Here is a 14,254-nt window from a genome sequence, read left to right on the forward strand (position 1 = left end):
GGAAATACAAAGGAACTTTTGTTCTGAGGGAAACTTGTAAAAGCCTAAATTTATAATGTTGTATTTTCGAGAAGCGGCGTTAAGTAGTGGGGATATACTAAGTAAGTTCATTGAACGCTTGAAAACTGTGCTTTATCCACCAATTTGTCCTGGATGTAAGCAAAATGTTTCTACCTATGGTACGATTTGCTCCGAATGTTGGAAAGACCTTCAATTTATCACAAAACCTTATTGTCCTGTTATGGGGACTCCTTTTGTTTGTGATATGGGGGATGGTTTTCTTAGTGGTGAAGCACTTCGTAATTCCCCTCCTTTTTCACGTGTTCGCTCAGCTATTGTTCATAAAGGGCTTGCACGAACTTTAGTAACGCGCTTAAAATATGGTGATCATATAGAATTGGCATCATTTATGGCCAATTGGATGATGTTTTCTGGACGCGAGCTTATTGATGATTGTGATGTTATTATTCCCATTCCATTGCATTTTCGTCGTTTTTGGGAGAGGCGTTATAATCAATCTGCTGAGCTTGCACGTTATATTGCAGCATCACAAAAAAAGCTTTTAAAACCAAGTTGGCTTGTTCGTTGTCGGCATACCCGTCCGCAGGTTAGTCTTTCTTCAAGAGAAAGAAAACTTAACGTAAAAAATGCTTTTAAGGTTTCGCATAAGGTTAAAAAATATCTCAAAGGATGTTCTGTTTTGCTGATTGATGATGTATTTACAACGGGTGCAACAGTTACAGCAGCAGCTGCTGCATTAAAATATGCAGGTGCACGACAGGTTGATGTGCTAACATTTTCGCGTGTTCTCAAAGAAGATTCTATTTTTCCCTCCTCGTAAGAGGGCTTTAAAGTGAATATTATTTAAAAATATTGGAGGATAATACTATGAAAGAGATAATAATTTATACACGCCCTAACTGTCCTTATTGCACAAAAGCACGTGATTTGCTTGATAAAAAAGGCGTAAAGTATACAGATATTGATGCTTCCACATCCCTTCGCCAAGAAATGGTACAGCGTGCAAATGGACGTAATACATTTCCACAAATTTTTATAGGTGATTATCACGTTGGCGGTTGTGATGATCTTTATGCTTTAGAGGCTGAGGGAAAGCTCAATTCTTTATTACAAGGCGTATAATATTTGTAAATTACATATCCTTAAGACCGTTTTGCGAGAAGGAGATAGTTAACGCTCATGTCTTTTGAGCGATTCCAGCTGTCATTTAATGGGTTATAAGTAATACCTATCTCATCAATGACAGTCAGAGCGTTTTTTGATAAGAAATTTTTAAGTTCTAGAGGTTTTAGGAATTTTTTATAATCATGTGTTCCTTTAGGAAGCCAACGTAGAATATATTCAGCACCTACAATAGCAAGCCCCCATGATTTCCACGTGCGGTTGAGTGTTGAGACAAACATTAACCCTTGTGGTTTCAACATTTTTGCTGTAGCTGCTATGAAGAGATTAACATCAGCGACATGTTCAACAACTTCCATATTAAGGATAATATCAAACTTTTCTCCTTCATTGGCAAGTACTTCTGCTGTCGTCGTGCGGTAGTCAATGGAAAGGTCATTTTGAGCTGCATGGGTTTTTGCGACTTCAATATTTGTTTGTGCAGCATCAACGCCTACGACCATAGCGCCAAGACGTGCCATTGGTTCAGATAACAAGCCTCCTCCACAGCCAATATCAAGAATTTTCAAATTGTCAAAGGGCGTAAGCGAAAAAGGGTCGCGATTAAACTCTAAACAGATTTTTTCTCTGATGTAAGCAAGGCGTGTTGGGTTAAATTGGTGAAGAGGTCGAAATTTTCCTTGTGGATTCCACCATTCTGTAGCAATACGTGAAAAATGATCAATTTCACTTTGATCAATAGTTGTTTGTGTTTCATCTATCATGTTGCCTGCCTTTTATTTTTAATGATCAAGTCCAGTAGATTTTATACAAAGTCAAGAGAAATTAATATAATCATAATGAAACTTGCACAAATGATAGATATTCGCTATGTCGAGAAAATGGTTAGTTGATACAGCATCTAATTCTCATTACCGTTTGAGATAAGAGATGTAAAGGTAAGAGTGTTATTAATGGCGCGCATTGTCATGAAATTCGGTGGAACATCTGTAGCAAATATTGAATGTATTCATAATGTTGCACGGCATGTCAAAAGAGAGATTGATGCAGGCAATGAGGTTGCAGTTGTCGTATCTGCGATGGCTGGTAAAACCAATGAGCTTGTTCAGTGGACGTGTGATGCTTCCTCCAAGCATAGAGATGCTCGTGAATATGATGTTGTGGTTGCTTCTGGTGAACAGGTTACTTCAGGTTTGTTGGCTTTGACACTTCAAGAAATGGGTGTGAATGCACGTTCATGGCTTGGTTGGCAAATTCCCATTCATACAGACAATGCGCATGGACGTGCACGTATTACTGATATTGATGGATCTTTTTTAATCGAGTGTTTTCAGGAAGGTCAGGTTGCTGTTATTGCTGGTTTTCAAGGGTTAGCTCCAGATAACCGGATTTCTACCTTAGGGCGTGGGGGATCAGATACAAGTGCTGTTGCTATAGCCGCGGCTGTACAAGCTGATCGCTGTGATATTTATACGGATGTAGATGGTGTTTATACAACGGATCCACGTATAGAACCGAAAGCGCGTCGTTTACCGAAAGTAGCTTTTGAAGAAATGCTGGAAATGGCTTCTCTTGGTGCAAAGGTTTTACAGGTTCGTTCTGTTGAATTGGCAATGGTTCATAAGGTTCGTACCTTTGTGCGTTCAAGTTTTGAGGATCCTGATGCGTTAGGCATGGAGGATCCAAAGAGTTCTTCTGGAACACTTATTTGCGATGAGGATGAAATCGTGGAACAACAAAATGTTACTGGTATTGCTTTTGCTAAGGATGAAGCGCAAATTTCCCTTCGTCGGCTTGCCGATCGTCCAGGGATTTCGGCAGCAATTTTTGGTCCCTTGGCTGAAGAGCGCATTAATGTTGATATGATTGTGCAAAATATTTCTGAAGATGGCTCAAAAACGGATATGACTTTTACTGTACCATCATCAGATGTAGAAAAAGCTGTTGCACTTCTTGAGAAGAATCGCAAAGAAATTGGATTTGATGTTCTCCAATTTGAAAGTGATCTTGCCAAGGTATCTGTGATTGGTATTGGAATGCGTAGCCATGCAGGTGTTGCCGCTACAGCATTTAAGGCTTTGGCTGAAAAGGGTATTAACATTCAAGCAATTACGACCTCAGAAATTAAAATTTCTATTTTGATTGATAGTGCTTACACTGAACTTGCGGTTAGAACATTACATGCTGTTTATGCACTTGATAAGGGATAAGCATTTTTTAGTTTCAATAACATAAAGCTTTAATATATATTAATAATTTTTGTTAAGGATAATTTATATTTTTAACTTAAATAGAATATTTAATACAGCAAAACTCTCTTATTTTAAACTTGTTCATGATGAATTTAAAAATGGTTGCTTATACATTACAAGAGAAAGATGTTTGGATAAAACTGTTTAAGAATGGATATAAAATATGCCGTTTATAAACGTTTTAGAGCCTATAGATAGGGATGGAGAAGTCTTTACAATAAGCTTTAATAGAAGAAGGAATAATGCACTGCGTTTATTCAAAGGATGCATGTTGCATGAGGGACAGCCTCGTGAATACAGATTTAATGTTATAAATCTTAGAGAAATTTGAGCTTATTGGATTAGTGACGGCATTACTAAAAATAGAATTGAAGATGTATTTTCTAGAGATATTTAGCTTGTCTCAAATGGTTGTTTATGGCTTTATATATATCTTGTAAATTTAATTTTTTCTGTATTATGAGGCAATAAAAAATATATCTCTATAGACAATATTTATGTTGCGCTATAAGTTATAAAATTACTATATCTTATGCGTTTGTGGCTTATAGAGCTCTTCAGAAGCACTTTTCATAAAATCATGTAACGATAGATCAAAATTAAATGATAATGTTATAGCGTGTTGCTTTCATTACTTAAATTTTTTCTTATGTCTATTTGTCTTTTTTTGAATTATGATTAAGATTTTTAGAGTTTTCGATACCTCCGTATATTCTTTAGGTTAACTTTCTTCTCTTAACTACTCTATTACAAGTATTTTCTTTGTCATACTGCCAATTACGCATGAAATACATTCTTTCATTTATGCCGTATATCGTGCTAGTTTCTTATCATGTTTACATATTTTTCCCACAATTTGTTTTTATTCAGTATATGAATGCGAAACGTATTCTCTTGTTTTGTAATTACTTTTTAATAGCATAATGCATTCGAATGGGGATATCCATTTGAAGTGAATATAAGATATGTTATCAAAGTGCAGTAATTAATACGTTTATTCCCAATAAAGATATTTTTATAAATATTATTTTACTCTTATTATATTTAATGTAGCGTTGTATAATTCGAAAGTCTCGGAAATATTGTTTTTTAAATTATCTGTAAAGAGTATTTTATGGTATCAAGAAATATAGAGCTAACTCCGTAAACAAAAAGAAAATAAATATCAACTAAGAGCGGGAAAAGGGGAGAGCAGCGGTATATACGCTCTATTTTTCTCCTGATCGTATGTTTTAGAATAGTCTAAATGACTAATTTTTTCCCGCGAGTTAATTACGTAAACGAGAGTGCTCCCTATGGAAGCATGCTTCAAGTTTAATTCTTTCATGGAGTGAGACAAGCGATGTGTTTATGATAAAAAACGAGGATATTTTTCCACTCCATTGTCAATCGAGTAGTGATTTTATGACGTTGTTATTCCAAATAAATCTTTTGTTTTTTGTTACCTGTATCAATATCTAATGTCAGCGTAGATGCATGTTGGACGATATATATTGAGACGAATAAGGGGACTACGAGCAACTCCTGTTTTTGTATGCCAGATAGGAACAAGGATGTTGCGTATACTTGTTGGGGGAATCTCTGAAATGGAGATAAAAGCTAATTGGGGGAGAATATAAAGCCATAAAAGTGAAAACCAGTTTCCATTTTACAATTTCCTTTTAATTCTGCTTTACAACTTTCAAAGGTATTGACAGAAATATCTTTTAAATAATGGATATTACATATTGGTTCACGTTTTTGTTTATTACGTTAAATAAATCGTATATGCCTTTCACGTAAAACAAAAACGCTATTATATTGCCAATTTACGCGCTTGTTTTAAAGAAATATTTTTACCAAAAATAATGTGCCTTTTAAGAAGATAAAAATTAAAGTTGTTTAAAATACCAGCAATAAAATCAGTAACGAGAAGGGTGGTTTATTGGGAAAAATAAGCCATGGAATTACTTAACTGATTACGGAATTTTGTTTATTCTTATCTGTTTCTTATAATTGAACATAAGATATTGATTTATAACAATTAAATTTTTATTTATAGTGAATAATTTTTCCGACGAAAGGCAGCTTCTCTGAAACCACGAAGCCTTTTATATTGAAACAATTAAAATCATTCCTGTGTATATCACCAGTGGAGTTGGTGTATGAATAAAAGATTATTGAAGAAAGGAATAAAAATATTTCTTATGAATCTTCTTAAGTGTCAAAGGTATTGCGACATTAGAGGTTAGTAAATAGTATGATGATGTTAATTTTCTCCTTCATAAGTGTAAAGATGAGGTGAGACAACGGATTTCACATTAAATATTGTCCGAATCCAACAAATGAGCAAAATTACTTTTTAAAAGTTTTGCATAAAAATGTATTTTCAATTAGCTCGTCAGGAGCTACGGGAAATTCCTTTATTGCGCTTAATATAAATAAACCCATATCCCAGACCGATAAGAGCAGATAAACCAGAGCCACAAAGGACCCCAATTTTTGCAGCATCAAGCAGAACAATATCTTTAAAAGCGAGCATTGAAACAAAGATAGACATTGTAAAGCCAATTCCTGCTAAAAAACCAATGAGTAAAACGCCTGTCCATGTCATATGAGGGGGTAGGCGGCATAGCCCTGATTTTACGGCTATATAACTGGCTGTGATAATACCAAGAGGCTTACCAACGAAAAGACCAATGACAACACCCAAAACAATCAAGAATGATTTGTCAGAAGAAAGATCAAAGTTTGCAAAACTTACTCCTGCATTTGCGAAGGCAAAGATTGGCATGATACCGTATGCAACCCATGGATGCAACGCTTTTTGAACGCGTGTTACTGGAGCAATCATGGCCCGTTGTCCTTTGCGCATTTTTTTCAATGCGGTTGAAATATGATGCAGATCTGTTTTTGTATTTTTTTCTTGAAGAATTTGCATAGCGTTACTGAGCATGGTGAGTGGCGCTACAAGAGTACGGGTAGGAAGAACGGGAGTCATCATCCCTAAGATTACACCAGCAAGTGATGGGTGAACACCTGTTACCATTAAACCCCACCAAATGATTGCACCAGGTAAAATGTAAAGCCATGCTGATGCAAGCCCGATCCACTGAAAAAATAGCACTAAAGTAATACCTGCTCCTGCAATCATTAAACCGCTAGGATCAATGTTTGTTGAGTAGAAAAAAGCAATAATAAGAACAGCGATAATATCATCAATAATCGCTAATGATAGAAGAATAATATGAAGATTAGAAGGAATTTTTTTTCCAAGAAGAGCAAGAATACCTAGAGCAAAGGCAATATCTGTTGCTGTTGGCACAGCCCAACCGCGTATATGCCCCTCGTTAAAGTTGAAGATAAAGTAAATAATTGCGGGAACACAAACGCCTCCTATTGCGGCAACAATTGGTAAGATTGCCTGTTTAAAATCGGCAAGAGCACCTTCATGAATTTCGCGTCGAATTTCCATTCCTGCGACGAGAAAGAAAATAGTCATAAGAGCATCATTAACCCAGAAATGTAAATCCCATGAAAGAGTGAAATGACCCAAATTAAAGCCAAGAGGTGTATGCCAAAAAGATTCATAGAAAGCAGCATATTTAGAATTGGCAAAAATAAGTGCAGCAGCAGCAGCTAATAAAAGAACAATACCACTAAGAGCTTCAATATGGAGAAAACGCTCGATCGCAGAAAGCGCTTGATTGGTGACACGAGAAGCGCGATTAGGCAGGCGATTTGAAGATAAATCAGACATGAACAACTCCAAGCATCGACAATTTTAGGATTCTATATTCTCTGTGTAAATGACTTTATATGATACCTTCTGTATCATATAAAAGCAAAAAGAGGAATAAAGTTCTTAATTTATAGACAAGATCATCATATTTAAAGCACAAAATGTTTAAGGTGATGCTTCATTTTTAATAGTGAGATGTACTTTGTTTAAAGCCTTGGATAGATCATTTTGTAGAGCTGATTCGAGATCAACCATTGTGAGCCCTTTATTATCTTTTGCTTTAATTTTAACAATCAATGTTTGTGGATTTTTAGCAAATTCCCCTAAGGATTTTGAAATTTTTTCTGCTTCGTCATGATTTTTTAGCAGCATTTTTGGGGTCTGCGTCATCATTAGATAGAAATCGTCATAGAGTTCCTTTTTAAGATCATGTTGGCTGTCATTAAGATTTTGCGCAAGATAAGAAAAAAGCTTATCAATGAAACCTGCATCCCTATATTGCACATCAATTTCATTGATGCCAAAGTCTTGAGAAGCAGCAATCATTACATTTTGCTGACCAGAAAAAAGCTTTTCATCAACATCAATAACCTTAGCCGATATGTTACCAGATCCAACGTCTTTCATATTGAAAGACATTGCATCAAGAAGGAGCATACGTTTTTTTTCATCGTAAGAAATATCAATTTTTCCTGAAATGTCAAAGCGCTCAAAGTTCAGATTTTTTAAGAACTCTAAGTCTTTTTCATTCATTTTTTTAGGTAGAACGGAAAGGTTATTGAGAGAAAGAAAAAGCTTTTTGGGGATAGGTTGTTTCCACAAGGTTGGTTTAAATTGGAGTGATTCGAGTGTTGCTTTCAACTGCGGTATATCAACGGTGACATTATCAACTTTGGCATCCGCTGAGGTAATGGCGAGCAGTATGTTTAGAAGAAGACCATTTTGTGCTATTTTTTCAGCGATTTTATTATTCTCTTTTCTTGCATTAAGATAAGCTTTGATTAATTTTTCAGGAGTTTGTTCAAGCGGCTTCATTTTTAAACCAGATGTTTTAAACTGTCCGAGGAAGAAAGAACTACTTTTTCCCGCTTCTTCAAACACATCGATACTCACATTATTCAGAGAAATGGGGCCAGTAACGGCTTTATCTTGGTTAAGAGCGTTGTTTTTTCCAAAAATGATAGAATAGGCATAGTTGATGTCGATATCATGAGCTTTTATTGTATCACTTTTAGCCATAAGCTGCATCTGTTTGGCACCATTTACTGCAACTGTTTTAAGATCCATATTTTTAATACTAACTGAACGGATATGGCCATTTTTAAAATCAGAAAGCTGGAAATTCTTGACTTCAACCGTTTCTATTCGGTTATTTTTATTTTCTATAGAAAGTTGTATATTGGGAGCAATAATTGAGGAAAGCTCAATACGCATCATTGATTGTAAAAGCCGTGATGTTATCGTTCTATCTTTTTCTTTTAAGGATACACTCCGAAGAGAAATTTGGGGAATTTGCACATGAATATTATTATGCTTTAAATCAACATTATAAAATGTAAAAGTTCCGGGAATAAAGGAAAGGGGAGGACGGGCAGAAATGGCACCAATTCTAAGTGATGTACCAGCTGGGACGGGTAATGTCACATTCTTCAAATTGACTCTACCTAGAATGCTTACTTCAGATGTTAGGGCTTTTATACCACGACGGGCTATTTCTTGTTTTACAAAACTGTCAAGATAGGGTTTTGCGATATAAAATCCACCAACAATTATAATTGCCAAGATAGCAACAAATCCAATAATACAAGTGAGCCAATATCTGAGGTTACTTTGATACCCACTATTAAGATTGACCATTCTTTCTTCTTTCATTTTTATCACTCTTTGAATTGAGAGTGAAGATAAATTCTTTTAAGCAACGACAAAGGTTTAAATATAGCGTGTACCAGTTTCAACAATTATCTACTCTCTATATTAGAGTTATTCTCATCTTTTTTGCAATATAGCTTGATCAACTTTTATCAATTTTCTTTGAGTTTAGCACTTTATAGAAAAGAACGCATAATAAGGAGAGGTAAGTTTATGCGCATCATAATTTTTTATCACTTTAAGATTATCCTAAAATATTCCGATGTCTGCTTTTATCTTGCTGCTGTTTATAGGAATATTTAAAACATAAAAGATATGTTTTTGTACATTATAATTTAATGGGGAGAGGTGAGTGTTATGACAGAAAATCAAATAATGGCTTTTTCGATCATTGGTCTCATGATGGTTGTTTTTATTTGGGATCGATTTCGTTATGATCTTGTTGCTATTTGTACGTTATTAATAGCTTGTGCTCTTGGTCTTGTTAGTCCGAAGGAAGCTTTTGGCGGTTTTAGTAATGATATTGTTATTATCGTGGGGAGTGTGTTTGTTGTCAGTACGGCCGTATCGCGCTCTGGTATAATGGAATTTATTATTCAACGGATATGGCCAGACGTGAAATCTGTGCGTCTTCAATTAGCTTTTTTAGTTCTTTCTGTTGTCGTATTATCAATGTTTGTTAAAAACATTGGTGCTTTGGCGATTATGCTTCCGATAGCTTTTCAGTTTGCACGTCGTTCTCAGGTTTCTCCTTCTGTCTTTTTGATGCCCATGGCCTTTGGTTCTTTGTTGGGGGGGCTTATGACACAGATAGGAACATCTCCCAATGTTGTTATTTCAGCGATGCAAGAACGTTTAGCAGGAACACCTTTTACTATGTTTGATTTTACACCAGTTGGTGCGGTTATTGCGACGGCTGGTGTTGTATATTTGGTCTGTTTTTATTGGCTTTTGCCTGTGCGTGTGCGTTCAGGTGCATCATTTGATGATGCCATTGATATTCGTAATTATGTTGCAGAAGTGCATATTCCAATAAATTCACCGATTATAGGGAAAAATATTGTTGATTTGGTTAAGCCATCAAGTGGTGACGTTATGGTGATTCAAATCATCCGAAACAAAGTATCTATTTCGCCATTACCAGATTTTGTTTTGTCTGAAAATGATATTATTTTGCTGGAAGGGTCGCATACAGGGTTAGATAGCGTGATGAACTCTGCTCGTTTAGAGTTTTCTAAAGGGCGAACTATCGCTGCAGGTGATAAGGACAGTGACATTGATATTATTGAAGCAGTCATTACCCATAATTCACCTCTTATTGGTATTAGTGCGAAAGAGTTTTCTCTATTTGATCGCTATAATGTAAATTTGCTTGCGTTAAGTCGTCAACATGAAAGGGTGCGGGGAAGACTCGATGATATTATTTTTCATCTTGGCGATGTGATTGTTTTGCAAGGACAGGATGCAGTTATTCCAAATTTATTAAGAGAATTGAAATGCTTGCCCCTAGCAAAACGAAATATTGTGTTTGGAAATTTACGACATGGTTTCATCTCTTTAGCTGTTTTATTTATAGCCATTATTTTTACAGCTTTTCATATTGTTCCAGTTGCTTTTTCTTTCTTTTCTGCTGCTGCTGCAATGGTTATCTTTCGCGTTTTGCCTGCGCGTGATCTGTATCAGGCATTAGATGGCCCAATATTGGTACTATTAGCGGCTCTTATTCCAGTGAGTGAAGCGTTAGAGAAAACAGGATGTACAGATCTCATTGGTCAATGGCTGAGCCAATTGGCAATATTTTTTCCGCCATCTGGTGCCTTAGCACTTATGTTGGTGACAGCTATGTTGGTCACGCCATTTTTGAATAATGCAGCAACAGTGATGATGGTAGCACCAATTGCGTCAAGTTTTGCTCATTCCCTTCATTATAAGCCTGAAGCTTTTTTGATGGCTGTTGCAATTGGTGCAGGCTGTGAGTTTCTTACACCTATTGGACATCAAAGTAATATGCTCGTGATGGCACCAGGAGGATATCGTTTTAGTGATTATCCACGTTTGGGTGCTCCATTGGCGGTGTTGATCGTTATTATTGCTGTTCCAATGCTTATGTGGGTTTGGCCCTTACAATAGGATATTTTTAGAAACTTTAAGGATCAATTACAAAAGGTTGTTAATCGTATGAAGATAAGTTGAAGGGATACATTTTGTATAAAGAGCTTTAACTGAAGATTTGAAATTATACCACACTTTATTATGGCACTTCGGTATTTTTGATACAGATAAGATTTATCTATTTGGTTTTAGTAGGTATTCGTGGAAATTTATTTTTTGTTCAAGTTTTTAAAAGAATTGTCTTTTCTATTATAATTCTATAATCCAATACTATCAACGATTGCGTTGAAGACTTTAAAAGATTATCTCTCTATATAATGTGGAGAAAATCCGCTTGAGATGATAGGCAATCATGATAAATATTAAAACAGTGAATTTTTTATAAGACTCAAGACAATATATGTAAAAGCTGTAATGTGAACAAACAGGGCGTTTACATCATTTTCGATTAAGACTGTTGCAAAAATCCGATTTATTTGGCTACATGTTGATTTAAAATAAATAAACGAGCAATTTAAATATTTTTAGTTAATTAGGACTACCATCTTGGTCCATTTATGCGTAAAAGCACAGATAAAGTAACTTTTTTCAAGGTATGATATATGTCGTATGATAGTTTTATTGCTGAAGTGAATGCAGAATTTCGTCAGGAAAAGGCGCTTGCTTTTTGGAGACGGTATGGTTTTTCAATTATTGGAGCAGCTATTCTTTTTATACTCATGATAGTTGCTTATCAAATTTACCATTATCAGCAAATAAAGAAAGCCGGTTATATTGGTGATGCATTTGTAAAAAGTCTTGATTTTGCGGATACACGTCATTTTGATAAAGCGATAAAGCAATTAGAAACTGTTAAAACCTCTCATTTTGGAGGGTATCCTTTTCTTGCTCGTTTACGTGAGGCTTCTTTACTCATGGAGAAGGGTGACATTATTAAGTCAGTGGAGATCTTTGATTCTGTTGCAGCGGATGAGAAAGCACCAGAGATTTTGCAGAAAGTTGCAAAAATTCGGGCGGCTTATATCCTAGTTGATACAGGGACGTTAGCTGATGTTGAAAAGCGTATCAAAGATATGACAAGTGATACCGATCCTATGCATATGTCTGCAAGAGAGGCTTTAGGTTTAGCTGCTTATAAGGCGGATAAAATGGATGAGGCGGTTTATTATTTTAAGAAAATTTCTGAAAAAGGTGCTTCGGGTTCAAAAATAACAGATCGGGCTCGAATAATGCTTGAGCTGATACAAGCTGAGGGCAAGGCAAATAAGGAATAAATCGATGAGCCTTACCATTGCTATCGTTGGTCGTCCTAATGTTGGGAAGTCAACACTATTTAATCGTTTGGTTGGGCAAAAATTGGCTTTGGTTGATGATAAGCCTGGTGTAACACGTGATCGACGTATTCATGCGGCAAAACTTCAAGATCTACGTTTTGATGTGATTGATACAGCTGGGCTGGAAGAAGCAGGTGATCATACACTTGAGGGGCGAATGCGTTCTCATACAAAAGCTGCGATTGATGAAGCGGATCTTATTTTATTTGTATTTGATGCAAAGAGCGGGATAACACCAAGTGATTTAAATTTTGCTTCATTGGTTCGCAAATCAGGAAAGCCAATTGTGCTTGTTGCCAATAAGTCTGAGTCAAGAGCGGCAACAGGAGGAGAGTATGAGGCGTGGTCATTAGGTTTGGGGGAGCCGTGCCCAATATCGGCTGAACATGGTTTGGGACTTAGTGATCTGCGTGATGCAATTATAGATGCTGTGGGGTCAGAGCATGCTTTTGGCAACAACAAAGAAGAAGATATTACGATACAGCCTGCATCTGTTGGTGATGATGTAAACGATTTGGAAGAAGAGGAGCTTATTTACGATGAAAGTAAGCCCATTAGGATTGCAATTGCGGGGCGTCCAAATACAGGAAAATCCACTCTTATCAATAGTATGTTGAAACAAGAGCGCTTGTTAACAGGACCAGAAGCAGGACTTACGCGTGATTCTATTTCTGTAGATTGGGAATGGCGTGGTCGCCATATTAAACTTTTTGATACTGCAGGTTTACGTCGAAAATCGAAAATTCAGGAAAAATTAGAAAAATTATCTGTTGCAGATACTTTGCGTGCTATTCGTTTTGCAGAAGTGGTGGTCATTGTTTTTGATGCAACGATACCTTTTGAAAAGCAGGATTTACAAATTGCTGATCTTGTGATTCGTGAAGGGCGTGTTCCAGTTATTGCTTTCAATAAGTGGGACCTTATTGAAAATAGTCAGACCACATTGATTGATTTGCATGAAAAATGTGCGCGATTTCTTCCTCAAGTTCGTGGTTTGAGAGCCGTTCCTTTATCAGGACAATATGGTCAAGGGATCGATAAACTGATGGAAAATGTCATGATGATGCACCGTGTATGGAATCGTCGCATTTCGACGGCTAAATTGAACCAATGGCTTGGAACTGTTGTGGCTCATCATCCACCTCCTGCGGTTTCTGGACGTCGACTTAAGGTTAAATACATCACACAGGTTAAGACACGTCCTCCTGGATTTATGATTTCTTGCTCGCGCCCCAAAAGTATGCCCCAGTCGTATTTGCGCTATCTTGTCAATGGGTTACGTGAAACATTTGATATGTCTGGTATACCCGTTCGCATATCATTACGAGCCTCTGATAATCCTTTTGCGACACGTTCCAAAAAGAAATGATAACTCTTTAATTTTTTAAGTGAATGAAATCTATACTTAAGAATCTTAAAAATAAGTTTTTTCAATGATCTTTCTTTTCATAAAATAAAAAATTTTTATTTGCTAAAGTTTTAATTTTATTCATAATCATTTACCATGAGCGCTATTGAATAGAGTTCTCTCATCTTGATAAAGATCATTTATTTGTATGTTATGAGAAGAGTGTGATAGGGAGTATTTAAGAAAGAGTACATCATCCTCTTAATGGGTTATTTAAATGCAAGAATAGATGCAATATGAGGGTAGGGGAATATAGTTATGATGCTCGTTTGAAAAGAAGCATTAAATTATCGCTTCATAAAAATAAAGGCTATGAATAAGCGCTTTTGCTCACAATAGTTTGTTTAAATAAAAAGAAAAAATATTTGCTGAATCGACCGATATTCAATCATAGGGCAAAATTCAAAAAAGTGGA

9 protein-coding genes are annotated in these 14,254 nt (G+C 36.0%); 6 read left to right on the forward strand and 3 right to left on the reverse strand.

Annotated elements, in window-relative coordinates; translation table 11 throughout:
- Positions 1-55 precede the first annotated feature (55 nt).
- On the forward strand, positions 56-841 hold the full coding sequence (locus ACFIKJ_RS06305; RefSeq protein WP_375625660.1) for a ComF family protein: 786 nt from the start codon (positions 56-58) through the stop codon (positions 839-841).
- Between the two features lie 47 nt (positions 842-888).
- Entirely contained in the window at positions 889-1,143 is a 255-nt protein-coding gene (gene grxC / locus ACFIKJ_RS06310; RefSeq protein WP_375625662.1) for a glutaredoxin 3, read from the forward strand.
- A 20-nt stretch (positions 1,144-1,163) separates the two neighbouring features.
- On the opposite strand, the gene ubiG is transcribed toward grxC, so the two are convergent.
- Complete coding sequence (gene ubiG, locus ACFIKJ_RS06315; RefSeq protein WP_375625664.1) at positions 1,164-1,907, reverse strand: bifunctional 2-polyprenyl-6-hydroxyphenol methylase/3-demethylubiquinol 3-O-methyltransferase UbiG; 744 nt, start codon at positions 1,905-1,907, stop codon at positions 1,164-1,166.
- A 189-nt stretch (positions 1,908-2,096) separates the two neighbouring features.
- Here ubiG and ACFIKJ_RS06320 point away from each other — a divergent pair, with 189 nt between their 5' ends.
- The gene (locus tag ACFIKJ_RS06320) at positions 2,097-3,353 is read left to right on the forward strand and encodes an aspartate kinase (protein WP_375625153.1); all 1,257 of its coding nucleotides are present in this window, start codon (positions 2,097-2,099) and stop codon (positions 3,351-3,353) included.
- Positions 3,354-5,775: 2,422 nt separating this feature from the next.
- On the opposite strand, the gene nhaA is transcribed toward ACFIKJ_RS06320, so the two are convergent.
- Both nhaA and ACFIKJ_RS06330 read right to left on the reverse strand, forming a co-directional pair.
- Entirely contained in the window at positions 5,776-7,134 is a 1,359-nt protein-coding gene (gene nhaA / locus ACFIKJ_RS06325; protein WP_375625667.1) for a Na+/H+ antiporter NhaA, read from the reverse strand.
- Between the two features lie 147 nt (positions 7,135-7,281).
- Complete coding sequence (locus ACFIKJ_RS06330; protein WP_375670355.1) at positions 7,282-8,988, reverse strand: hypothetical protein; 1,707 nt, start codon at positions 8,986-8,988, stop codon at positions 7,282-7,284.
- Positions 8,989-9,342: 354 nt separating this feature from the next.
- Here ACFIKJ_RS06330 and ACFIKJ_RS06335 point away from each other — a divergent pair, with 354 nt between their 5' ends.
- The 3 genes from ACFIKJ_RS06335 to der all read left to right on the forward strand — a co-directional run bounded on the left by ACFIKJ_RS06335 (position 9,343) and on the right by der (position 13,800).
- Positions 9,343-11,115 carry an SLC13 family permease gene (locus ACFIKJ_RS06335; RefSeq protein WP_375625671.1) on the forward strand — a complete coding sequence of 591 codons (1,773 nt, stop codon included), beginning with the start codon at positions 9,343-9,345 and terminating at the stop codon, positions 11,113-11,115.
- A gap of 584 nt (positions 11,116-11,699) precedes the next feature.
- A complete protein-coding gene (locus ACFIKJ_RS06340) occupies positions 11,700-12,371 on the forward strand; it encodes a tetratricopeptide repeat protein (protein ID WP_375625149.1) in 672 nt (223 codons plus the stop codon).
- A gap of 4 nt (positions 12,372-12,375) precedes the next feature.
- Entirely contained in the window at positions 12,376-13,800 is a 1,425-nt protein-coding gene (der, locus tag ACFIKJ_RS06345) for a ribosome biogenesis GTPase Der (RefSeq protein WP_375625148.1), read from the forward strand.
- Positions 13,801-14,254: the final 454 nt, after the last annotated feature.

It is taken from the genome of Bartonella sp. PS7NMGDW, from assembly GCF_042193585.1.
Lineage (GTDB): Bacteria > Pseudomonadota > Alphaproteobacteria > Rhizobiales > Rhizobiaceae > Bartonella > Bartonella grahamii.

Bases quoted from the DNA above. Each gene is read 5' to 3' on its own strand.
- ubiG (WP_375625664.1), bottom strand. From the start codon at position 1,907: ATGATAGATGAAACACAAACAACTATTGATCAAAGTGAAATTGATCAT.
- ACFIKJ_RS06335 (WP_375625671.1), top strand. From the start codon at position 9,343: ATGACAGAAAATCAAATAATGGCTTTTTCGATCATTGGTCTCATGATG.
- ACFIKJ_RS06305 (WP_375625660.1), top strand. From the start codon at position 56: ATGTTGTATTTTCGAGAAGCGGCGTTAAGTAGTGGGGATATACTAAGT.
- grxC (WP_375625662.1), top strand. From the start codon at position 889: ATGAAAGAGATAATAATTTATACACGCCCTAACTGTCCTTATTGCACA.
- der (WP_375625148.1), top strand. From the start codon at position 12,376: ATGAGCCTTACCATTGCTATCGTTGGTCGTCCTAATGTTGGGAAGTCA.
- nhaA (WP_375625667.1), bottom strand. From the start codon at position 7,134: ATGTCTGATTTATCTTCAAATCGCCTGCCTAATCGCGCTTCTCGTGTC.
- ACFIKJ_RS06330 (WP_375670355.1), bottom strand. From the start codon at position 8,988: ATGAAAGAAGAAAGAATGGTCAATCTTAATAGTGGGTATCAAAGTAAC.
- ACFIKJ_RS06340 (WP_375625149.1), top strand. From the start codon at position 11,700: ATGTCGTATGATAGTTTTATTGCTGAAGTGAATGCAGAATTTCGTCAG.
- ACFIKJ_RS06320 (WP_375625153.1), top strand. From the start codon at position 2,097: ATGGCGCGCATTGTCATGAAATTCGGTGGAACATCTGTAGCAAATATT.